The sequence below is a fragment of the Amycolatopsis ultiminotia genome (genome assembly GCF_039536925.1).
Taxonomy (GTDB): Bacteria; Actinomycetota; Actinomycetes; order Mycobacteriales; family Pseudonocardiaceae; genus Amycolatopsis; species Amycolatopsis ultiminotia.
Genome location: NZ_BAAAZN010000001.1, coordinates 752,235 through 774,928, shown reverse-complemented (window position 1 = coordinate 774,928; position 22,694 = coordinate 752,235). Strand labels below are relative to the sequence as shown.

At 69.9% G+C, this 22,694-nt stretch carries 17 protein-coding genes and 2 pseudogenes; 6 read left to right on the top strand and 13 right to left on the bottom strand.

What is annotated here, in order from left to right; genetic code table 11:
* Nucleotides 1-49: 49 nt before the first annotated feature.
* Genes ABD793_RS03535 through ABD793_RS03525 form a run of 3 tightly spaced genes read right to left on the bottom strand, consistent with a single transcriptional unit; the run spans nucleotide 50 to nucleotide 2,697 of the window.
* Nucleotides 50-940 carry an alpha/beta fold hydrolase gene (locus tag ABD793_RS03535; RefSeq protein WP_344855191.1) on the bottom strand — a complete coding sequence of 297 codons (891 nt, stop codon included), beginning with the start codon at nucleotides 938-940 and terminating at the stop codon, nucleotides 50-52.
* Between the two features lie 42 nt (nucleotides 941-982).
* Entirely contained in the window at nucleotides 983-1,762 is a 780-nt protein-coding gene (locus ABD793_RS03530) for an SDR family NAD(P)-dependent oxidoreductase (protein ID WP_344855189.1), read from the bottom strand.
* On the bottom strand, nucleotides 1,759-2,697 hold the full coding sequence (locus ABD793_RS03525; protein ID WP_344855186.1) for an NADP-dependent oxidoreductase: 939 nt from the start codon (nucleotides 2,695-2,697) through the stop codon (nucleotides 1,759-1,761). Before ABD793_RS03525 ends, ABD793_RS03530 begins: the two co-directional genes overlap by 4 nt.
* 123 nt (nucleotides 2,698-2,820) lie before the next feature.
* On the opposite strand from ABD793_RS03525, the gene ABD793_RS03520 reads away from it, so the two are divergent.
* Together ABD793_RS03520 and ABD793_RS03515 are read left to right on the top strand one after the other, a co-directional pair.
* Nucleotides 2,821-3,489: a TetR/AcrR family transcriptional regulator gene (locus ABD793_RS03520; protein WP_344855184.1), complete on the top strand. Its 669-nt coding sequence runs from the start codon at nucleotides 2,821-2,823 to the stop codon at nucleotides 3,487-3,489.
* A 182-nt stretch (nucleotides 3,490-3,671) separates the two neighbouring features.
* Nucleotides 3,672-4,445 carry a maleylpyruvate isomerase family mycothiol-dependent enzyme gene (locus ABD793_RS03515; RefSeq protein WP_344855182.1) on the top strand — a complete coding sequence of 258 codons (774 nt, stop codon included), beginning with the start codon at nucleotides 3,672-3,674 and terminating at the stop codon, nucleotides 4,443-4,445.
* 140 nt (nucleotides 4,446-4,585) lie between these two features.
* Here ABD793_RS03515 and ABD793_RS03510 read toward each other — a convergent pair whose 3' ends face one another.
* A complete protein-coding gene (locus tag ABD793_RS03510) occupies nucleotides 4,586-5,068 on the bottom strand; it encodes an SDR family oxidoreductase (protein ID WP_344855776.1) in 483 nt (160 codons plus the stop codon).
* A gap of 119 nt (nucleotides 5,069-5,187) precedes the next feature.
* Nucleotides 5,188-5,574 (bottom strand): annotated as a pseudogene (locus ABD793_RS03505) (SDR family NAD(P)-dependent oxidoreductase); the annotation flags it as partial.
* Between the two features lie 145 nt (nucleotides 5,575-5,719).
* Here ABD793_RS03505 and ABD793_RS03500 point away from each other — a divergent pair.
* The gene (locus tag ABD793_RS03500) at nucleotides 5,720-6,100 is read left to right on the top strand and encodes a TetR family transcriptional regulator C-terminal domain-containing protein (RefSeq protein WP_344855180.1); all 381 of its coding nucleotides are present in this window, start codon (nucleotides 5,720-5,722) and stop codon (nucleotides 6,098-6,100) included.
* Between the two features lie 69 nt (nucleotides 6,101-6,169).
* Here the strand turns inward: ABD793_RS03500 and ABD793_RS03495 are convergent, their stop codons facing one another.
* The 6 genes and pseudogenes from ABD793_RS03495 to ABD793_RS03470 form a co-directional block, all read right to left on the bottom strand.
* Complete coding sequence (locus ABD793_RS03495; protein ID WP_344855178.1) at nucleotides 6,170-7,594, bottom strand: aminopeptidase P N-terminal domain-containing protein; 1,425 nt, start codon at nucleotides 7,592-7,594, stop codon at nucleotides 6,170-6,172.
* A gap of 49 nt (nucleotides 7,595-7,643) precedes the next feature.
* A complete protein-coding gene (locus ABD793_RS03490; RefSeq protein ID WP_344855176.1) occupies nucleotides 7,644-9,644 on the bottom strand; it encodes a S9 family peptidase in 2,001 nt (666 codons plus the stop codon).
* Between the two features lie 87 nt (nucleotides 9,645-9,731).
* Nucleotides 9,732-10,868, bottom strand: coding sequence for a serine hydrolase domain-containing protein (locus tag ABD793_RS03485; protein WP_344855174.1), 1,137 nt, complete (start codon nucleotides 10,866-10,868; stop codon nucleotides 9,732-9,734).
* 239 nt (nucleotides 10,869-11,107) lie between these two features.
* Nucleotides 11,108-11,791 (bottom strand): TetR/AcrR family transcriptional regulator, encoded by a 684-nt coding sequence (locus tag ABD793_RS03480; protein ID WP_344855172.1) that lies wholly within the window; start codon nucleotides 11,789-11,791, stop codon nucleotides 11,108-11,110.
* Nucleotides 11,792-11,947: 156 nt separating this feature from the next.
* Complete coding sequence (locus tag ABD793_RS03475) at nucleotides 11,948-12,772, bottom strand: DUF72 domain-containing protein (protein ID WP_344855774.1); 825 nt, start codon at nucleotides 12,770-12,772, stop codon at nucleotides 11,948-11,950.
* 102 nt (nucleotides 12,773-12,874) lie between these two features.
* Nucleotides 12,875-13,095, bottom strand: a pseudogene (locus tag ABD793_RS03470) (family 4 glycosyl hydrolase).
* Between the two features lie 149 nt (nucleotides 13,096-13,244).
* On the opposite strand from ABD793_RS03470, the gene ABD793_RS03465 reads away from it, so the two are divergent.
* Together ABD793_RS03465 and ABD793_RS03460 are read left to right on the top strand one after the other, a co-directional pair.
* Entirely contained in the window at nucleotides 13,245-14,651 is a 1,407-nt protein-coding gene (locus ABD793_RS03465) for a glycosyl hydrolase (RefSeq protein WP_344855169.1), read from the top strand.
* Between the two features lie 91 nt (nucleotides 14,652-14,742).
* Nucleotides 14,743-16,680 carry a glycoside hydrolase family 97 N-terminal domain-containing protein gene (locus ABD793_RS03460; protein WP_344855167.1) on the top strand — a complete coding sequence of 646 codons (1,938 nt, stop codon included), beginning with the start codon at nucleotides 14,743-14,745 and terminating at the stop codon, nucleotides 16,678-16,680.
* 74 nt (nucleotides 16,681-16,754) lie between these two features.
* On the opposite strand, the gene ABD793_RS03455 is transcribed toward ABD793_RS03460, so the two are convergent.
* Nucleotides 16,755-17,489, bottom strand: a complete 735-nt coding sequence (locus ABD793_RS03455; RefSeq protein ID WP_344855165.1) for a hypothetical protein — start codon at nucleotides 17,487-17,489, stop codon at nucleotides 16,755-16,757.
* Between the two features lie 8 nt (nucleotides 17,490-17,497).
* Complete coding sequence (locus tag ABD793_RS03450) at nucleotides 17,498-21,097, bottom strand: CHAT domain-containing tetratricopeptide repeat protein (RefSeq protein ID WP_344855163.1); 3,600 nt, start codon at nucleotides 21,095-21,097, stop codon at nucleotides 17,498-17,500.
* Nucleotides 21,098-21,543: 446 nt separating this feature from the next.
* On the opposite strand from ABD793_RS03450, the gene ABD793_RS03445 reads away from it, so the two are divergent.
* Complete coding sequence (locus ABD793_RS03445) at nucleotides 21,544-22,653, top strand: LLM class flavin-dependent oxidoreductase (protein ID WP_344855161.1); 1,110 nt, start codon at nucleotides 21,544-21,546, stop codon at nucleotides 22,651-22,653.
* Nucleotides 22,654-22,694 lie beyond the last annotated feature (41 nt).

Sequence of the window (22,694 nt, the reverse complement as noted above, 5' to 3'; positions counted from 1 at the left end):
ACGCGGAACGTGCTGCAACTTCGCCATGCTGCCCGCGGTGTGCCGGGGATCAGTCGGCGGCCGTCAGGTGCGAGGCCACTTCTCCGAGCCGGACGAGCTCGGCCAGGTGGCCCGCTCCCGGCCAGACGGTGAATGTGCTCCGCGGTACCAGGCTCGCCTGCTCGGCGACCATCCGCACGGGCACGTTCCGGTCGTGGTCGCCGGCGTAGAAGTCGACCGGGATGCTGATTGCGGCCGGATCGAAACCCCACGGTCGGGTCGCGAGCCACAGTTCGTGGGCGAGTCCTTCGAGACCGTGGGCGACCACGGCGCGCAGGTCGACCAATTCCGCGAGCATTTCCGGATGCTCGCGCACGATGGCCTGGTCTCCGGCGGGCATGGTGGCGATCATCGCCGCGACCGAGTTCTCCGAAGAGCTACCGCCTGCGGTCAGGGCTTGCGCGATCGGCAGGGCGGCATCGGCCCCGGCGGCGGCCGTGGTGAAGATCGAGCGGTTGGTGTCGGTGAGCCGGTCGCGGGCTTCCGGGGTGTCCAGGGGGCCGATGCCGCTGGTGACGGCGGCCCGGACCAGCCGTGGATCGCCACCGGCGGCGCACGCCAGCGCGTAGGGTCCGCCGCCCGAGGCCCCGAGCACCCAATAGCGGCTCAGGTGCAGATGATCCGCGAGAGCGGCGACGTCGTCCGGCCAGTCGGTGATGCGCCGCCCTGGCCGGAAGGTGGACGCACCGCACCCGGGCCGGTCCGGCATGATCAGCCGGACGCCGGATTCCTCGGCCATCCGCGGGATTCCGCTCCACAGGATGCGGCATCCGGGGGTGCCGTGCAGGTAGATCACGGCCGGCCCGGCCCGGTCGCCGTGCTCGTCCCAGGCCAGGACGCGGCCGTCGCCGAGCGTGAGCTGCGCGGACGGCGCGGGGATGTCGCGGTGTACTGGGGGCATTGTGCGGTCTCCCGGCGTCGGGTTCGGGGTGGGCGAGCAGGATCAGCCGTTGCCGGTACCGCCGTCGACCGGAAGGACGACGCCGGTGACCAGTGCCGCCTCCGCCGAGAGCAGCCACGCGACGGCATTGGCGATTTCCGCAGGGCGCCCGATCCGGCCCTGCGGCTGGGTTTCCGAGACTGCACCGAGCACCTCGGCGGGCAGATCCCGGGTCATCGGCGTGTCCACGAATCCCGGAGCTACCGCGTTGATACGCAGATTGTGCTGCACGTAGTCGAGGGCGGCGGTCTTGGTCAGGCCGGTCACTCCGGCCTTCGAAGTGACGTATGCCGCGAGCGAGCCGAGCGCTTTGACGCCGCCGGCGACGGCGGTGATGTTCACGATGGCGCTCGCCGGACGCTCGAGGAGTGCCGGAATTTCGGCGCGCATGCTGAGAAACGTGCCGCGCTGGTTGACCCGCGAGACGCGGTCCCAGGTCTCGATCGGTGTCTCGTGGGCGGGCATCGGGTCGACCGCGATGGCCGCGCAGTTCGCCGCGAGGTCCAGCTTGCCGAACTCGCGCACCGCGGTGGCGACCATCGCCTCGGCCGACGCGGGGTCGGTGACGTCGGTGTGGACGAACACGGCTCGTCCGCCGGCACCGTGGATCTCTTCGACCACTTGCGCACCCCCGCTGTCGTCGAGGTCGGCCACGACGACAGCGGCGCCCTCGCGCGTCAGCCGGTGGGCGACGGCGGCACCGATGCCGGACGCGGCACCGGTCACGACAGCGCTTTTGCCCTCCAGGAGCATTTCTGCACCGCCCTCTCGTCCGAGGTTCACGGGATGACGACGGCCTTTCCCCGAACACCGGTTTCCTGGGCGGTCGCGACCTCGTCGAGTCCGTAGGACGCGGTGACCGATACGGTCAGCTGCCGGTCGGCGACCAGCCGGGCCAAGGAACTCAACCGCGGTCGCAGCGGCCCGTCGGCAACGGTGGCGGTGCTGACGAGCCGGGCACGGATTCCCGACGGAGGCGGCATGGGTGGGTCGAAAAGGGACAGTGCGAGCCCGCCGCGGGTGATCTTCGGATAGAGCGCGGCCAGGCCGGTTGCGCTCACGCCGTCGATGACGAGGTCGAGATCCGCGAGCAGCGCGGGCAGGTCCGGTGAACGGTAGTCGAGTACCTCGTCGGCACCGAGCGCGCGGACGAAGTCGTGGTTGGCCGCCGACGCGGTACCGATCACGTGGGCGCCGCGCTGCTTGGCGAACTGGACTGCAAGGTGGCCGACCCCGCCCGCGGCGCCTTGGACCAGAACCCGCTGCCCCGGCCGCACCTGGCCGTCCTCGACGACCGCGACCCAGGCGGTGACCCCGGCGACCGGCAGAGCCGCGGCTTGGTCGAAACCGAGACCGTCGGGTTTCACCGCGAGCAGCGTGGCGTCGACGACCGAGTACTCGGCGTACGCCCCGCTGGTCGGCCAGAGCGCACCGAAGACCGCAGCCCCCAGCGGAAGGTCGGCCCCCTCGCCCACGGCCTCGACGATGCCGGAGAAATCACTGCCTGCCGTATAGGGCAGCCGAAACCGTCCGCTGAGGTACCCCTCCCGCACCCGGCGGTCCACCGCGTTGACCGAAGCCGCCTCGACGCGTACCCGTACCTGCCCCGCCCCGGGCACCGGACGTTCGACCTTCCGCACGACCAGCCGTTCAGGACCACCCCAGGCGTCGAGCTGAACGGCTCGCATCATCGGTTCGGTGTTCGCGGCAGAAGGCATGGCGCGGTCCTTGTCGTTCTCGGCAGGCGGGCGCCCGCGTATTACAGACCATCAGTCTCTTACCTGGAGAATAAGAGACCGTTGGTCTGCTGTCAAAGAACCGCCGGTCGGTAAAATGTGACCGTGGTGACTTTCCAGCGGGCCAGAAGCGACGAACAGCGCGAGATCCGGCGCCAGGCGATCCTGGACACCGCAGCAGCGATGATCGCCGAAATGCCGGTCAAGCAGGTCAGCCTGAACGAGCTGAGCCGGCGCGTCGGCCTGGCCAAGTCGAACGTGCTGCGCTACTTCGAATCCCGCGAGGAGATCCTGCTCGAACTGCTCGACCGGGCCTGGCGGCACTGGACGGCCGACCTGCGCGCGCGGCCGGCCGGCCGGTCCGCGCCCGGCGCACCGGTCCGGCACCGAGCCGACGATCTCGCCGCACTCCTCACCCGGTCGCTCGTCGAACGCCCGCTGCTGTGCGAACTGCTCAGCGCCCAGGTCGGGGTCCTCGAGCACAACGTCTCCCCGGACATCGTCGCCCGCTACAAGAAGTCCTCCCTCGACAACCTCGGCGAACTGATCGCACTGGTGCGCGAACGCCTGCCCGAACTCGATGACCGCACACCGGGCTTCTGCGCACAGACGATCATCGTGATCGGCGCGATCTGGACCCACGCCCACCCGTCCGAATCCATGCTCGCGGCCTACCGGTTCGACGATTCGCTCACCGCGCACTGCGTCGAATTCGGCCGCGATCTGCAGGACATGCTCAGCACACTCCTGGCGGGCACGCTGTCGCCGAAGTGACCGCCGCGGCGGTTCGGCCGGTAGTCCAGCGGTGCTCGCGGCCCGGACCCGACGTTTTCACCGGCGCGCTGACGCACCGGTCGCGCTGCTTGCGACGGCACCGGCCGCCTCGAGGTCGGCGACGCCGAGCGTCGCCCGCGCGGGCGCGGAACACACACGTTCGTCCAGGAGTTGAGCGTGACATGAGCCAACTCGTCGACCGTACGATCACCGCCCTCCGCTCCGAGCACGCCACCCTCTCCGGTCTCGTCCGCAGCCTCACCGACGACCAGCTGGCCACCACCAGCGGCGCCGCGGAATGGACCGTCGCCCAGGCGCTGTCCCACCTCGGCAGCGGCGCCGAAATCGGCCGCGCACCGATTGCCCGCGCCGCCGGGGAAACCGTGGCAGCCGAAGACAACCAGACGATCTGGGCACGCTGGGACGCGTCCACGCCACGCGCGCAGGCCGAGGGCTTCCTGGAGCACAACAGCCGCTTGCTCGACACCGTCGAAGCACTCACCCCCGAACAGCGTTCGGCACTGACCGTCGACCTCGGTTTCCTGCCAGAGCCGGTCCCGCTGCTGACCGCACTGGGCATGCGGCTCAGCGAGGTCGCCAACCACTCGTGGGACGTACGCGTGGCCTTCGACCCGAACGCCGAAGTGGACGCCGACTCGGCCGCGGTACTCGTCGATCTCCTGACCGGGCCGGTCGGCTTCATGCTGGGTTTCCTGGCAAAACCGGCCGAACTCGCGAACCCGGTGTCCCTCGCCGTCCCGGGGGCCGGCCTGGTGATCGACGACGCGGTCACCTTGGTCGACCACCTCGAGTCGCCGTCCGCATCGTTCCACGGGCCGGCCGAAGCATTCATCCGGCTGGTCAGCGGCCGCCTCAAAGCACCCTACGACAACGGCATCACCGTCGAAGGCGGCGTCACCCTCGACGACCTGCGCCGGGTGTTCCCCGGCTTCTGACGAAATCCACCCGGGTTGATCGGCACTCGACCGGCTCCAGGACGGCCCGGGGTGGCACCGGCCGTGCTGAGCGAGAAGATCGCGGCCACAGTCCGCGCCGGACGAACCGCGTCGCGTCGAAGTGCGCACGAACGAGGTTGTCACCGCTCGCGCCGGCGAGATGCCGTCCGTTCCACCGGCCGGCGAGCTCGGGTGGCAGATCCTCGGTGCGCAGCAACGGCCCCGGCAGGAATTCGTCCTCCCGGCCGGGATCCAGCACACCACGGAACGACAGGGCGACCTCCGCCCGTGGCCGACGCCGGCCACGGGCGGCTGCGCGACAGAAGTGACCCGGGATTCCGTTGTGGCAACGGATCATGCTCCTGCGTCACTGCCGTCCGTGGCCGCCCGGGATCGCGCTGTGTGCCGTATCCGCCGTCGATCCTCAGTACTGCGCTGGTGACGTAGGAAGCCAGCGGGCTGGCGAGGAAGACCACGCCTGCGGCGATCTCCTCCGGCCTGCCGTAGCGGCCCATCGCCGTTGTCGGGAGGAACATGGGTGCGGCTGGGCTGTCGGCGGGGTTTCCTTCGGTGTCGATGAACCCGGGCTGGATGACGTTGACCGTGCTGTCCCGGTGCGCCAGATCGCGGGCGGCGCCCCGGCTGAAGCCCTCGAGAGCCGATTTCGTGCCCGTGCACCCTGGGAACCTGCCCGAGCAGCCACGCCCGAGCTGATGCTGACGATCCGCCCGCCATCGGGCAGCAACGGCACCGCCGCCTGGATCCCGGCCACCACGCTGGTGTAGTTGACGGCGAGCTGCCGATCGACCGCGGCCTGGCCGGTGAGCTCGCTGCCGACCAGGCCGCGGTCGCCCAGTGCCGCATTGTTGACCAGAATGTCCAGCTTCCCGAACTGCTCGGCCACCCGCCGGACCAAGCCCGCCGCCTGCGTCGCGTCGGCCTGGTCGGCCTGGAAGGCTGCCGCGTGCACCCCCTTTGCCTCCAGATCGGCGACCACGGCCTTGGCCCGTTCCGCCGAGGACGAGTAGCTGATCGCGACGTCGGCTCCCTCGTCGGCCAGCGCCGACGCCGCCCCGATCCCCCGCGACCCGCCGGTCACGATCGCCACCTTGTCGTCCAGCTTTCCCATGTGTTTCCCGCTTCCCTCAGTGCGACATGCGACATGCTGCCGGTATGGCACGTCCGCGAGCGTTCGGCGACAAGCGTCAGCTCTTCCTCCGGGTGCTGCACAGGACGCCCTCGCCGAGGTTCCACAGGCCCTGGACGCACTGCGCATGCTCCTCGAGGCAGCGATCGACGACCCGACCGGCGCCGGCACGCGGCGCGGCTGCCTGATGGCCAACAGCACCTGCGAACTCGGTAACGCCGATCCGGAAGTCCTCGACCACGCCCACCGCAGCTACGAGGCGTCCACCGCGCTGATCGGTGACTGCGTCGTCCGCGCCCAACGCGAGGGCGACCTGCCGGCCGAAGCGGATCCGATCACGCTCGCGCGGGCCATTCTGGCCGCGCAGCAAGGGCTCGTGTTCATGAGCCGGACCGGGCTGGACACGGCCACAAGACCGCCACGGCACGATCGCTCGAGGCTCAGCTGCTGCCGGACCGCTCCGGCGGCTGAACGAGTCGTTCGCACCGAGCCTTGCCGGCCCGGGTGAACCTCCGGGTCGGGGCCGTGCCGCGTGTCGTGCCCTCGAACGGGTCAGGCTCCAGGCAGGCGAGCGACCTCACGCCCGGTCGGCGATCCAGTCTTCGATGCCCGTGGCGGACACCGGGAGTGCGGCGGTCAAGATCTCGATGCCATCGTCTTCGACGACGACGTTGTCCTCGATACGCACTCCGATGCCACGCAAGTGTTCAGGCACGTAGTCGTCGAAAGGTGCGAAGTACAGGCCCGGCTCGACCGCGAGGACATGTCCCGGCTCGAGTGCGCCGGCGGCGTACTCCCCTGCCACCACGAGGCTGTCGTGCACATCGGCGCCGAGCATGTGGCTCGTGACGTGCAACGTCCATCGCCACGAGCGTTCGCCGGCGGAGAGCCCGTCGAAGACCGGATGGGGCAGCACGCCGAGGCTGTGCAAACCGTCTGCCAGCACCGCCTGCGCCGCACGGTGGGGATCGGTGAAGGATCCGCCCGGCCGGACAGCTGCGAGTGCGGCCTGATGGGCGGCGTGGACGACGTCGTGGACGTCGCGCTGCGCGGAGCTGTAGCGACCGGAAACAGGCATGGTCCGGGCGACGTCGGAGGCGTACAGCTCGGGACCTTCGACGCCGGCGTCGAGCAGTAGCAGATCCTCGGGTCCGATCTGCTGATCGTTGCGTTGCCAGTGCAGGATGGTCGCCCGGTGCCCGCCTCCGACGACCGGTGTGTAGGCGAGCCCGCGGCCTCGCGTTCTGGCCTGCTGGGTGAACACGCCTTCGACGAAGGCTTCGCCGTACCGGATCGCATCGGGCAAAGCCCGTGCTACGGCCGCGAACCCTTCGACCGTGGCAGTTGCCGCGTGGCGGAGCTGCGCGATTTCGTAGGCGTCCTTGTGCAGGCGACGCCGGGCGAGCTGTTTTTCGAGCTCGCGCCCGTCGTCTGCCACGATGGCGTCCACGTGCGGATCGAGGCCCCGCACGGCCCTCGCCTCGGTCCCGCAAAGGCGCTTGTCCAGTTCGTCGAGCGGGCGGGTTTCGATCCCGAGCCGCAGCGCAGTGACCGCGCTCGGCTCCCGCCGGCCCTCCACGAGCGGGCCATGGGAGCCGAGCACCGCCTTCGGGTGCCCCAACACCGGCTGCTCGGCGACGTAGAGCGTCTCCGCACCGTCCGGCCCTAGCACCAGCACCGAGCCGGGTTCCGTCGGCCCCGCCAGCCACATGTGGTCCGTTCCCGGACGGAACGCGAACGGCAGGTCGTTCGTGCGCACGGCCGGCCGGCCGGTCGGGATGACCAGCGTGCCGCCGGGGAAATCCGCGGCGATCAGCTTGCGACGGGCTCGTCGTGGGCCGGCGCCGCGCCACTCCGCAGCGTCGCTTTCGGGTACGGACCAGCCTTGTGTCATCGCGCGCAGCAGGCCCGGCGAAAAACGGCCGGCCGCGGAGGACTGTTCGAGCAGCGCGGTGAGTTCGGCGTCGCTCCAGTTTCCCTGCGGGACAAGTCGATCGGTCACGGTGCCCTCCTGATGCGTTGATGGGCCGGCGATGCCTGGACGGCGTGGCCTAGGAAGCGGGCAGATAGCGCCCGAACCAGTCGAGCAGGCGTGCGCCCTGGTCGACGATGGCCGGAAACGACCTGATCCCGTGCCCTTCGCCGGGGTAGATCACGCAGACCGACGGCACCCCGGCCATCAGCACGGCACGGTGGAATTCCGTTGCCTGACCGGGCGGAGTGCACCGATCCTCCGCGCCGGCGATCAGCAGTGTCGGCGTGCGTACCCGGTCGGCGAACGTCACCGGGCTGCGTTCCCGGTACCGGCCGGCAGTCCCCTGTGGACGGTCGGCCAGCAGCAGCTCGTCGAAGAACGGGATGTTGGCCGTGTAGTGCTGGGAATACCAGTCCGTCACCGGAGCGATCGGCGCCGCGGCGGCGAACCGCCGATCCTGGGTGATCAGCCACGCCGACAGGTAGCCGCCGTAGGACGCTCCGGTCACGCCGATGCGCTGCGGGTCGGCGACGCCACGGGCGACCAGTGCGTCGATCCCGCTCAGGTAGTCGTGCGTGTCCGCGCCGCCGGGATCACCGAAGACGGCTTCGGCGAATTCCTGTCCGCGCCCGCTGCTGCCGCGCGGGTTCGGATGCAGCACGGCGTAGCCGCGGCTCACGAACAGACGGACATAAGCACCGCCCAGCGTCCAGTGGTTCCGCCAGGCCCACACCGGTCCACCGTGCACGTTCACCACGAGCGGGAACGGACCCGGACCGGCCGGTTTGCACAGCAGTCCCTCGATCTCGGTCCCGTCCGGTGCCGTCCACCGGACCGGCTCGACCCGGCCGGCGACCTCGCCCAGGTGATCGGAACCCTCGTGCCGGAGACTCGCCACGGTTTCGACCTTGCCCTCGCGAAGCCACGCCAGCTCCGGGAAGACCGAATAACTGCTGTGCACCATCGCCGCGGAGCCGTCCGGGAGGAACGACGCGACCGGATAACGGTCACCGCAGGTGGCCGCGCTCGACCAGGTTTCGGTCGTTTCCCCGCTGCGGGCGTCATACGTCCCCGCGACCGTTTCCAGCCCCCGCATTCCCAGGAACGCCAGCCGCGACTCGTCAAGCCACTGCAGGTGCGTGACGTCGACGTCGGCGGTGCTGATCTTCGCCGCAGTGCCCCGCTGCGCATCGATCACGACGACGTCGCCGGCGACCACCCAGCGGTCCGACGAACACGCCTCGACCACCGCACGACGCCGGCCGGACGGGCTCGCCGCGGGCCAGCCCAGCTGGCGGTCCGGCTCGTGAACGAGCTCGGCCGATGCGCCGGTGAGCTCGATGCGGCGCAGATCTGCCGTGTACCACGCACCTTCGCCGGGCGAAGGGCTCGTCACGGCGAGCACCGCATCCGGTCCGCACCACACCGACTCCCATACGTTCAGCCCGCCCAGCGGCAGCCGCTCGACCGAACGGCCGGCGACGTCGTAGATCCAGATACTGCGCCAGTGCTCGCCGGACACACCGGAATCCACCTCGGGAACCCACGCGGGAAGACCGTCACGACCGCCCCGGACGACGCTGCCGGATCCCTCGCCGCCGGCCAGATCGGCGCCGAGCCCGGCAACACCCAGCAGGATCCGGGCGCCGTCGGGCGACCACCGGAGGTACTCCACGGTGCCGTCCACCGCCGGTGCATCCTGCACCTGCCCGCTTGCCGCGTCGGCCAGTGCCAGTTGCTGGACACCGGGTGTTTCGCGGTCGGAGGTGAAAGCGATCGTCCGCCCGTCCGGACAGTACTGGGGATTCCGCTCGTCCACCTCCGGGTGCGGTCCGGTCAGCTGCCGGATCCCGGAGCGCTCGGCCAGGCACAACCGGAACCGGGGACGTCCTTCGAGATCCGTGCGGACCTCTCCGGCGAAAGCGATCGCGAGCCCGTCCGGCGAAGCCGCCGGCGACATCGCCCCGCTGACGGCGCCGAATGCCGGGGCATGCCACCGCCGGTAGAACTGCGCGACCCGCTCGAACTCGGCGGAACCACGGATGTCGCGTGCGCCGGGATCGGGAAGTCCGGTCATTGTGCATTCCTTTTCCCTCGGAGAATTACGATCGTCGAGAACACCGCGCTTCGCCATGGACTCGAAGCACGCCCAGGTGGCGAGCGTTCAGTCCAAAGCCGAGTAGACGGCGTTCAGGACCGCGGTCTGGCGCGGATCGAACGCTGCCGTTCCGTATCGGGTGGTCATCCAGCACAGCGCGAACCCGGCGTCGGGGTCGGCCATGGCAAGCGAACCTCCCGCTCCGCCGTGCCCGAAGGCCCGGGGACTGCGGGCAAGCGGGTAGGTCGTGCTGGGCTTCTGGAAAGCCAACGCGAACGCCGTCTCGGTCGAAAGCACCGCATCAGTACCGCGCACGATCTCGGTCGTCGCCAGTTCGACGGCCTCGCGAGACCACAGCGGCGACGACTCGCCGCGTAAGGCAGCGCTCAGCGCGTGGTAGAGGTGCGCGAAGTCCCGCGCAGCGGTGAACATGTTCGCAGCGGGCATGAAAGCGTCGCGAACCGCGGCGCCGTTGACCATCGGCATCGGGTCGGGCATCGCCTCCGGGATGTTGCGCGCGATGCGCGCAAACAAGCTCTCCGGATCGGCGCGTACCGCAGCCAGGACCGGCTCCGCGATCGCGCCACCGGCGGGCGCGAGCACCCGCGCGACACGGTGCCGCTGCCGGGCAGGCAGGCCGACGTACATCTCGATCCGCAGCGCTTCGGTGATCTCTTCCAACAGCTCGGCAAAACCTTTGCCGGAGGCTCGCTCGAACAGGAAATCCGCGTAGTTCCCGAAAGTCTGCGGGCTGTACCCGATCCCGGTTCCCGGTGTCCACGCGGGAGCCTGCGCGATCAGCGCCGCAGCGAGCTTCTCCCGGTCCGTGGTCAGTGCCAGGGGCATCGTGTCGTCCAGATAGAGCAGCCCGGTCTGATGCGAGAGCAGCTGGGACACCGTGATGTCCCGCTTGTCCGGCGTCCCGAACTCGGGCCAGTACGAGGCCACCCGCGCCGCCGGATCGAGCCGGCCGCGGGCGACCAGGAGCGCGGCCACCGCCCCGACCACACCCTTGCCCATGCTCTGGGCGATCTGCAGCGTGTGCGGGGTATACCGCGCACCTGCCTCGGCGTCCGCGAACCCCCACGTTGCGTTGACCACCTCAGTGCCGTCGACGACGACGCACAGTGCGGCACCGCCTTCCGGGTCGTCCTCCAGCTGGGCTGCAGCGATATCGCGGACCTTCTCGGCATCGAATGTCATGCGGACTCCCGGCTTGCTGGCAACGAAGAAACGGACGGAGCAACGGCTGGCGGACGCCCACACACCCGCCACGGCCGATGCGGCCGTGCCACTATATTAACAGCGTCAATTTAAAGCGCAAGAGGACGCCGCGGACCACGCGATGGCCGACTGGGCATCGACGGGCATTGACGGGCATTGACACGCCGAACCGCTTGCGGAGAACGACTTTGCCCGCCGGCGTGCCTTGCCGGCAGCGGTCAGTCGTTCCGCGCACCCGGCGCGGACGCGGGCGGCAGCAGCTCCTGCAGGACGACGTCCAGCTGCTGGTCGAAAGCGCGCTCGCCCTCTGGCTGCGCGGCACGGCGCAGGTAGCCGTGGAGCACGCGGTACCGTTCGGTGTCCAAATGGCGCTCGAGCCGGTCGGCGAGCGACGACGCACGCGGGCGGGAATAGTTCACGTAAGCGATCGCGTCGCCCACGCACAGCATCACCAGCGCACGGTAGAGCACGACCGCCCGGTCCGGCGCGGCGCCTGCGTCGAGCAAGTCCGAGATGATCAGTTCGGCGCAATCCATCTGCGCGGACGGTGCTTGCTCGGGGATGTAGCCGACGATCGCGGACAGCAGGCCCGGGTGCTCGAGACCGGCGCGGCGGAGCCTCCGCGCGATCAGCCGGACCCGCTCGATCGGCTCCGTCTTCCGCGGCAGCCGCCGCAGCACCTTCCGGAACACGAACGCGTCCGCGACGGCGTCCAGCAGTTCGTCCCGGTCCCGGACGTGGTTGTAGATCGCGGTCGGGCTGACCCCCAGTTCGGCAGCCACGGCGCGCAAGGACAGCTTGGCTACGCCCCCTCGTTCGGCGACGGCCTCGGCGGCGGCGACGACGGTTTCGCGGGTGAGTCCGGCCGATTCGCCTCTCGTGCGGCGTGCTGGCGTTTCCACGGTGCCCCTCGGTGTCGTGCGCTGGCGAGTACCCCGGTACACCCTATGTCCGCCGCCCGCCGGAGAGCGACCGGCACCGCCCCGGTCCACGCGCCCGCCCGGCACCGGCCGCCGCCGGTCTCTTCGCGAGGTGACCGGGCGTCCGGCTGACCACGCTCAGAACAGCGTCGCGGGCTCGACCGGGTCCGGCTCGGGCAATGCGTCCAGGCCGGGCACCAGTACCCGCACGTCGTCGTGGAACCGGCGGGCGAGCGCCGGCGCGTCGTCGTTGTCCGGGGTGTGCAGGAAAACCGTCGGCGACCGGCCCTCGCGCAGCCAGCCGGCGACCACCTCCGCCCACGGCCGCCACCCCTCGACCGTCTGCTCGACCGAGTCCCGGCCCAGGTAACGGACGATCGGCCGGTCGGTCAGTGCCCGCGTCCGCCGCGGCAACCGCGGCTTCTTGACCCAGGCCTCCTGCTCGGCCTCGCTGGTCGGCGGATTCCGGAAGAAGACGGTCGTGTCGAACGGCACCCACTCCGCGGCCACGCCGGCCAGCGCCCGCTCCAGCAGCGAGGTCGAACCCGGATCAGTGAAGAAGCCGGGATGACGGACCTCCACGGCGCGCCTGCGGCCGGCCGGGAGCCGACGCAGAAAGCGGCCGAGGCTCTCCACGTCCGAAGGGCCGAACGAACCGGGCAACTGAGTCCACAGAACCGCCCGTGCACCGAGCGGCTCGATCGCGTCCAGAAACGCCCGCATCTCCGCCTCGACCCCGACGAACCGGCGCTCGTGCGTGACAACCTTGGGCAGCTTCACCACGAACCGGAAACCGGGGTCGGTCTGCTGCGCCCAAGTCGCAACGGTGTCGCGGGCCGGAGTCGCGTAGAAAGTGGTGTTGCCTTCAACCGCGTTGCACCAACCGGCATAGGCGCGCAAGCGCTGCTTGACCGGCAGCGATCGCGGCAGGAACCGGCCGGGCCACGCCTTGTGCGTCCACATTGCACAGCCGACATGAAGACGTGCCACTGCCCTGCGCTCCCCTCGATCCTGGATGAAAACTACTACCCGGGCGCCGGTTCCCGCTCAGGACCCCGGGTCGCCTCAGGTCGTCTTCAGCGCCTCGGACTTCGAGCCGGTGCGGGCGGCCGCGATGACGTGCCGCTCGACGTCTTTCACCCGGGACATCAGGCCCAGCTGGTGGAGGTCCGGCTGGTCGACGGTGAGCGGGTGGACGCCGTTCGCGTCGGCCATCACGGTACTTCGACGACCGCGTCGTCCGCCAGGCCGTTGATCGTGCCGTTGTTGCGGACGTTGAGGATCATCGTCCGGCGGGCTGGTCGCCATGTGGACGTGGAACGAATTCCTGCTGCCGATCGTGCCCGGCTACCTCTTCCTGCAGAAGCGATTCATCTCCGGCATGCTCACCGGGACCGGAACCCGGTGACACCCTCTCGAAAAGGAAGGCAATCCGATGAGAAACCGCACATCCAACCTCGCCGTCAGCATTCTCGCGGTACTGGCGACGGTCGGCGGTGCCACGGCCGCGCAGGCAGAGGACGCCGCGATCAGCGTGGATTTCGGCCACCAGATCTCCACCTCGGGCAACCTGATGTTCGGGCTGTCCTCCTGGCCGAAACTCGACCCCCGATACGCCACCGAAGTGGCCGATGCCGGTGTCACGATCCTGCGCTCGGACGTCTACCTGTACGACCTCATCCCCGATCGCGACGTGTTCGAGCAGGATCCGGCCGAGTGGAACTGGAACCCCGGCGACCCGAGCGAGACCACCAGCGAGAGCGACCTCGACGCGTTCAACGGTGCCGGTCTCAAGCACATGCTGGTCATCCACGGCTTCCCCGAGTGGATGGGCACCGAAGGCAGCAGCCCGTCCTGGGACGGCGACGACGATTCCCTGCCGGTCACCGATTTCACCGCGCTCAAGGAAGCGTACCGGCAGGTCTTCGCGCACTACTTGGACAAGGTCGACTACTTCGAGGTGGCGAACGAGCCGGACCTCGAGATGTCCTACGAGGATTACGCGCAGCTCTACCGGGAAGCGCTGGCCGGGATGAACGAAGTGAGCACCACGAAACCGGTCGGGCCGCAGATCGCGAGTGCGGACGGAGAATGGTACGAAAAACTGCTCGCGGACCCCGCCACGGCGCCTGATGTGCGATTCGCGGATTGGCATTCCTATGGCACCGACTGGGGTGCGAATGCCGGCAGGTGGCACGACCTGAGCAACGCGGCGGGCCGTCCGGACCAGCCCTTGTTCGTGACCGAGTGGAACTCCTCCCCTTCGTTCGACGACGGCGACCCGCTCAACGCAGGCAGCCCGCAGGCGATCTCCTACGCCGGACGGCGGCTGTCGGCGATGATGGACACCGGCGTGACCGGCGCGATGCTGTTCGGCAGCAATGACGAAGCGGACTCGTTCGACGCGGACCTGCGCCACCCGTTCGCGTTCATCGACAGCAACGGCGCACTGACCCCCAAAGCCGCCACGTTCCGGCTGCTGTCCAAAGACCTCGGGCTCGGAGCCGGGCAGAACAAGATCATGAACACCGGGGACAGCGGCGTGAGCGCATCCTGTGCCGCCCTGACGGCGGACGGTCGGCGCGTCGCGTGGGCGGTCAACGACAGTGAGAACCCGGTGACGGCGTCGCTGTCGCTGGAAAACACCGACGAGACCGGCGACGTCCAGCTCACCCACTACGTCGCCGGCGAGGACAACGACGCCACCACACCGGCGAAGACCGAAACCGCGACAGCGGACAACGGCACCGTCTCGACCACGATCGAGATGCCGCCGTACTCCGTGTACGGAGTCGTCGTCGGCCGGCCCGGACGGATCCTCGAAACCAACACCCCGCATTGACAACTCACGGCACTGAGTACCGCTGACAGAAATGGACATAAACAAACAGGACCCTTGACCGACCAAACGGGCACAGCGTTATTTGGATGCTGTGAAGCCGAGACAGCTGGGTACGACCGCCATCGCGTTCGCGTTGCTCGGGAGCGTCGCCGCCGCTCCCGGCGCCACGGCCGCGCCTTCGGAGGTCGGCGCCTGGACCGTACGGAGTCCGGGCAGTACCGGCGTGACCGCGACGCTCGGTCTGGACAGCGCCGGAGAGCTGCATCTTGCCGTGGCCAGCCGCGGGTTCCAGGTGCTGGCGCCGGGGAAGCTCGGGATCACCACCGACGCGCACGAATTCGACTCGGGTCTGTCCTTCGCCGGCCGCCGGGACAAACTCGTGCGCGAGTCCTACGACATGGTGACCGGCAAGCAGCTCGACCGCTCGACGACCATGCGCGAATCGACGTTCACCTTCACCACCGCAGACCACGCGTCCTTCGACGTCGTGGTCCGCGCGGCACACGACGGGGTCGCGTACCGTTACGTGGTCGGCGGTTCCGAACCGGTCACCGTGCGAAACGAAGCTTCCACCTTCGAACTTCCCGCCGACGCCGAGGCGTGGGTGCAGCCGTACCAGAGCGCCTACGAGACAGAGCGGACGCAGACCACCGCGGCCACGGCGAACACCGCCGAGCCCAAGACGTGCACCGGCGCCACCTGCTCGTTCGGTTACCCGACTCTGTTCAAGGTCGGCGGCGCCTACGCGCTGCTCACTGAGTCCGATGTGGACGGACGGTACTCGGGCACGCACCTCGACCACGTCGACGGCAGTACCGCCTACACCGTCGCGCTGGCCGACGACAAGCCCGTCACCGCGCCCGGTCCGCTCGCCACGCCCTGGCGCACGGCGATCGTCGGCAGCCTGGACACGGTGGTGCGCGCCAATCTGGTCGACGACCTCGCACCGCCGTCGAAGCTGCGGGACACGTCGTGGATCAAGCCCGGTGTCGCGGACTGGTCCTGGCTGACCGGCGGAGTCGACGCCAGCGCCAGCGCCACCGTCCAGCGCTCCTTCATCGATTATGCCGCTGCCCACGGCCTGCCCTACACCCTGGTCGACTACGGCTGGCAGGAAAGCGAAATCCCCGATCTGGTCCGCTACGCCCGGGCCCGTGGCGTGGACATGGTGCTGTGGTTCGCCTGGACCGACCTCGCCACTCAGCAGCAGCGCGACCAGTGGCTGCCGAAGATCAAGTCCTGGGGTGTCGCCGGGGTCAAGGTCGACTACATGGACTCCGACGCCCAGGCACAGTTCCGGTGGTACGACGAGATCCTCGCCGACACCGCGCGGCTGCACCTGATGATCGACTTCCACGGTGCGACCATCCCCCGTGGCCTGCAGCGAACGTGGCCGCAGGTGATGAGCGTCGAAGGCGTGCGCGGCGAGGAGAACGGGCAGGACGCCGACCGCGACATCTTCCTGGCCTTCACCCGCAACATCGTCGGATCGATGGACTACACGCCGACCTGGTTCTCCCGGCCCGGCAGGCAGGATTCGGCCGGGCACGAACTCGCCCAGGCGGTCGCGTTCGAATCCGGCTGGACCCATCTCGGCGACGATCCGGCCGGGTTCGCCACGCAACCGGCCGCCGAACGCTACCTCGAACAGCTGCCGACGACCTGGGACGAGACCCGGCTCGCCGCCGGCTCACCCGAACGTGACGCGGCGGGCAACCGTACGGTCGTGCTGGCCAGGCGCAGCGGCGAGCGCTGGTTCATCGGCGGCCTGCTGGCCGGTCCGGGCGGCGTGACGCGCACCCCGCTGGACTTCCTCGGCCACGGCCGGTGGTTGGTCCAGACCACCAGCGACAGCAACGGCACCCTGACGCAGACCACCAGCACGCACGCGGCCGGGGACACGCTCTCGGTCACGTCGCCGGCCAACGGCGGCTTCGCGGCCATCGCCTGCCCGGCGACCTACGGACGCACCTCCTGCGACAAGCCGGTCCGACCCGCCTCGACGACGTTGACCGCCCGCGCCCCGTAGACCGCAGGCCGAGCCCGGTTCGGCGCAGTGGAGCGCCACCATGGCCGGCACGTCCAGGGGACCGACGCAGCGCGTCAGACCACCGGGCGGCATCCGGTCAGCGCGAACGGCTCGTATGCCCGTTCGACCCGCCGGGTGCCCCAGCGCAGGAACGGGGTGCGGACGGTGGCCGAGCAGGAGAGCGTGACCTCCAGCGGGGCGACCCCATGGTCCCAGCAGACGATGACGAGGAACTCCGCCGTTCCTTCGATCCCGATCGGGTCCCTTTCCGGGGCACGGAGAATCCAGTCGGCTCCGGTTTCGCTCCAGAAACCGACCGCGGTCGCCCGCGGCCGGCCGATCGTGATCGTGCGGCCGATCTTGCCGCCTTTGGCCTCCAGCACCGGCCCCAGTTTCAGCGACGGTTCAAGCGTCACTTCGGTTTTCCGCTCCTGCTCCACCGTCACCTTCGTCGGGAAGATGCTGTGCACCCGCGGCGCGGTGTGCGCCTGTCCGAGCTGCACGGTGAAGCGGAACTCTTCGACCCGCGAACCCGGTGCCGCACGCAGTGAGCACGGGAACCGCAGCAGGCGGAAACACGCACCTTGGTCCAGTTGCGCACGCAGCAGTGCGTCGACCGCCGGGTGCTCCTTCAGCGCGTCGAGGTTGACGCAGTCGAAACTCGTACGGGGCAGACTGACCACGGGGTCGTGGCCCGCAGGCGCCACGGGCGAGCCGCCCGGCCGGTCCCGCTCATCGGCCGGATCCGCGGCCGGCAGGGCGTACTCGACAGCGTCCGGCTCCCAGTCGGGAAGCTCGATGCGCGACACGGCGGTGATCACACTCCCACGGCGACGAACGGCGCCCAGTAGTAGGGATGCGGAGCGGACGCGCGCAGGTCCAGCGCGGCTTCCCGGAGCGCGCCTGCCGGATCTGCGCAGCCGGCCAGATTCCGGTGGAACGCTTCCATCAGACGCCGGGTGGCGCGCGAATCGACCCGCCACTGGCTCGCCACCACCGCACCGGCACCGGCGACCAGGAACGACCGCACGAGCCCCTCGCTTTCATCGGTGGCCCGGACGATCCGGCGATTCGACTCGCATCCGCTGAGCACGACGACGGTGCCGGGGAAGCGGGTCAGCCCGATGACCTCCCGCGCGGTCAGCACGCCGCCGGCCAGCTCCAGGCCCGAACCCAGGGGGTCGCCGGGATCGAAGAACCCGTGCGCGGCGATGTGCAGAATCGACGCGCGCGAGCCGAGTTCGGCGATCCGGCCCGCCTCGGACGTCGGCGGTTCGCTGCCGAGCAGGTTCGCCACGGCCGAGGCTTCGCGGCCGAACTCGGTGCTGAGCTCTTTCGGATTGGCGAGCACGATCGCGGTGTCGCCGGCCGGACTGCGGTGACGCAGGCGCTGCGCGACCGTGAGACTCGGCAGGTGCCGGACCGGCGCCGCCTCGATGAGCGCGCGCCCGCCGAGACAGCTGAGCGGCAGCGCGTGCAGCGGAAGTTCGTGCAGCAGCCCGTGCGGGATCAGCAGGACCTGGCGGGCCCGAGCCACCAGACCGTGCCAGGCATGCGGTACGAGCGCGTCGGCGAACTCGCGCCACGCCGGCGAGATGGCCTGGTCCGGGCGGGTCGGCTGCCGCCACAGGTCCGCCGCGGCCAGCCGCACGTGGGATTCGAGGTCGTCCGAGGTGAGCGGGACCTCCTCGGCGCGGACTTCGGCCGTGCCGCCGGACACCGCGAAGGCGAGGCATCGGCTGGGTGAGGTGTACCAGGCCAGCACGAGCGTATCCGGGCCGAGCGAACGCGCGAACGACCTGAGCTCCTCGGCGGTCGGCCGGGTGCCTTCGCGGGCCTGCGCGAGTTCCGGGGAAATCGTCGCGAGTGCTTGGTGGACCTCGCGCAGCTCCTGTTCGGCCTCGTTCAGCGTGACCTCGTCCGGCGGGTTCTCGGTCCGGAGCCGGCGCAGCCGTGCGCGAGCCGCGGCCTCGCGGTCGGCGATGTCGCGCGGGATGTATGCCGGCAGTTCGGTGAGCCGCCCGACTTCGGTCAGGAACCCGCGTCCCCTGGCCCGTTCGGCCGCGACGAGCGCGGCTGCGGGCGACCCCTCGTCGAACGCGGCGTCGACCAGGCCGGAATAGGCCCACAGGCTCGCGGAGAACTCGGTCTGTCGGTCGGGCACTTCACCGGCCTTCATCAGTGCATCGGTGGCCTCGACCGCCGCACTGCACGCGCGGCCGTGCAATCGCCGCAACCGCACCCGATCGCTCTCGTGGACGGCCCCGTCCAGCACGATCCGGATCGCCTCGGACAGCTTTCTCGCCGCGGCGTGTTTCCGCGCCGGGTCGATCGCGGCGATCGTGGCGTCGAGGGCCTCGGTGAAGGCGTCGACTGCCCGGAAAATCCGGGCAGCCCCCTCGGGTTCGAGCCGGCCGAGTTCGAGGCAGACGTCACCGATCGCCATCGCGATCGAGGTGTGCACGAGCGGTGTGGTTTCCGGAAACGCCGTCTTGCCCGCCTCGGTCAGCAATTCCAGTGCGGTCCGCAGATTGCGTCCGCGGTCACCGTCCGTGCGCGCGAGCTGTTCCCGGGCTGCGCGCAGGCCCATGCTCGCCTTCAGCAGCGGATCGCCGAGCTGCTGGGCGATCTCGAAGAAGTCGTGGCCGCCGGTGCCACTGAGCGTCTGCTGACCGATGAAGAACTTCACCCCGAGCGGATCGTCGCCGTCGACCGCCGGGATGCTCGCGAACGCCTTGTCGACGCCCTCGGCCCGGCACGCCCGGAGGAGACCGAGATGTGCTTCCACCCGCGGTTGCTGGGCCGGCGGCGTCTTCGTGCGCAGCAATTCCTCGAGTGCGCTGATCGCCTCGTCGCCCAGGTACCATTCGTGCGCCTCGATCAGGCACTTGCTTTCCCGCCAGCTGCCGACGTGCACGAATCGCGCGAGGAGCTCGTCGGCGGACTTTCCGGGGAGCTCGGCAAAGGCGCGGTCGATGCCCTTCTCGCGGCAGGCGTTGATCAGTTCACGGATACCGAACACTTCGTTCAGGTCCAGCCGGTAGCCGGCCGAATTCTCCTCGAGGAATCCGACCACCCCGATGGTCTCGCCGCCGTCGAACAGCTCCTGTTGCGATTCGTAAAAGCGCTTCCGCTCCAGCCAGTCCTCGATCCGGACGAGCTTGACGAGCGCCGCCAGGAGAGCGGCCAGCTCGGCCTGGTGCTCGCGTTCCCTTGCCACCGCGAAATCAGCCCCCAGCTCGAGCACCTGGTCGACGAATCGCTTGAAGGTCCGGCGGCGGATCGGGCCGATCTCGACCGGCAGCGGTGCTTCGCCGTCGAGACAGCGACCCGCGAGCTCGAGCACCTCCCGCGGCACGCCCCGCACGGCGGCGGCCCAGCCGTCCAGATGCGTCGCGGTGTGCAACTGCTCGACGACCAGCTCCGCGGAGAACCGGGACGACCCGCGCTGCTCGCTCGTGAGCCGGTTGATCTCGGCGGCCAGACCGACGAGCCCGCGGTCGTCCGGTACGCCGGCCCTGCGGGAGATCCGCAGCGACTCCTCGATCAGGGCGAGCGCCTGGGTGAAATCGGCCTGGCTCGTGGCCAGTTTCGCGAGATGACCGGTCGTGACGGCCTGGCCGGTGAGGTCGCCGGCGCGGCGGCGGGCGTCGAGTGCTGCATCGAGCAGGTCACGGGCCTCGGCGTGGCGGCGCTGGCGCCATCGCAACTCCCCGAGATTGCTCAATACCGAACCACGCATCACCAGGTCGTCCCCGGATGCCGCCAGCGCCTGCTCGTAGAACCGGGCGGCCTCGTCGAAATCGTCCAGTTCCTTCTGCACGTTGCCCAGGTTGACCAGGATCGTGGCCCTCTCCTGTTCCGCCGCGAAGCGGAGCGCTTCGCGATAGGCGGCGGTGGCATCGTGCATCCGGCCGAGCGCCCGCAGTGCGACACCGCGGTTGAGGTGCAGCGCGGACAGGAGCCGTGCGTTCGCGGCGGAACTGTGCCGGGCTGCGCGGTCGAACCTGGCGAGTGCGTCCTCGGCACGCCCGGTGTGGATGAGCGTCCGGCCGGCATTGACTTCCAGCTGGAAGATCGCGTCGTCACCGGGATCCCCGCGCGGCTCGTGGAACCCGTCCAGTTCGGCCGCCGCATCGCCCCACCGATGTTGTGCCGCGACCGCGACGATCAGCAGGGTGAAGGCGCGGACCACGGTTTCCGCGCCGGTCACCCGCGCCAGCGTGTACCGCGCCCAGAACTCGCATTCCGGCCAGAGCGGCAGGCTCCCGCACGCCTTGGTGAACTCGAAGGCGTCGGCGCCGGACATATTCCGAGCGCCGCGGCGCACGTCGAACGCGGCGTCCCTGGCCACCCGGGCGGCCTCGTCCGTCTCGCCACGTTCGATGAGCTCCCAGATGAGCAGGTGATCCTGCATCGTCGCCCCCTCATCGCGCCGCAGTGAGGCCGACGATGTTATCGGAAGTCACGACTTTCCGGGGCGGCAACGGAGAGCGCGAACCCGGCTCGGGTTCCACGCGCAGCGCATTGATCAGCACCGGCCGCCCGGCCGACTCCGCGAGGACCTCCCGGTAGCTCCCGCCCGGCCAGGCGGGATCCCGGGCCGGTCCGGCCCCGCGGCGTGCACCGGTCGGACGCCCCGTGCGGGAACGTCGCTTCCCGGTCGTGTCCGGCTGCCCGCGCGGCGACGCTCGCGGTCACGAGTTCCTCCGAGGGGTGGGACTGCGCCGAGACGATAAACCTCCCGCGGCGGTGCGGGCCAGCACTGTCCAGCAATTGGACACCTGAAGATGCCCAATTGACAGCACGGGCATCGGTGCCGTTCGCTGAACCGGCCTTTTTCTTGCGGCGAAAGGAAAGCAGATGCCCGTCGAGTTCGTCGGCATGATCGGCACCCGGGACTCGAGCGAGACCAGGCCGGCCAGCGGCCCGGTCATCGACCCGGCGTACGTCCGCAGGTTCGCCCGAGCGCACGAGGACGGCGGCTTCGACCGCGTGCTCATCGGCTACGGCGCGGGCCGGCCGGAAGGCCAGCAGGTCGCCGCGTACACAGCCGCCCAGACCGAACGCCTCGGCCTGCTGATCGCACACCGGCCCGGATTCGTCGCGCCGACGCTGGCCGCCCGCGCGTTCGCCACGCTGGACCACTTCAGCGGCGGCCGCGTCGCGGTGCACACCATCACCGGCGGCAGCGCCGTCGAACAGGCCCGCGACGGCGACTACCTCGACAAGGAGGAGCGGTACGAACGCACCGACGAGTACCTCGGAATCCTCAAGCGCGCCTGGACCACCGGCGACGCGTTTTCCCACCACGGCAAGCACTACCGGTTCGACGACTACCTCCCGCAGGTGCGGCCGCTGCAGAACCCGCGGATCCCGCTCTACTTCGGTGGTTCCTCCGAGGCGGCTTACCGCGTCGGAGGCAGACACGCCGACGTCTTCGCACTCTGGGGCGAGCCCCTCAAGGAAACAGCGGAGCAAATCGCGTCGATCCGGGCCGCAGCCGCCGCGGCCGGACGGAGCACACCGCCGGGGATCAGCGTGTCGTTCCGGCCGATCCTCGGCCCCACCGAGGAACTTGCCTGGGAACGTGCCGAGCGCATCCTCGACACGATCACCGCCACCGGTGCGGCGAAGGCTGCCCGCGAATGGCGCGACGGCGGCCCGCCTTCCAACGAAGGCAGTGTCCGGCTGCTGAAAGCAGCTGCGAAAGCCGACCGCCACGACCGTGCATTGTGGACGCCCACCGCCGCGGCCACCGGTGCCGCGGGCAATTCGACGGCACTGGTCGGCACGCCGGAAACGGTCGCGCAAGCGCTGCTCGACTACGTCGACATCGGCGTCACGACCCTGCTCATCCGCGGCTACGACCCCCTCGACGACGCGATCGACTACGGCAGGCACCTGATCCCGCTGGTGCGCGCCGAGCTGGCCCGTCGCGATCGGCGGCCGGCCGCGGCGGCCGCGGTATGACGAGGGCGCCTGCCGAGACGGCGCGCTGGAGCCCTGTCGGC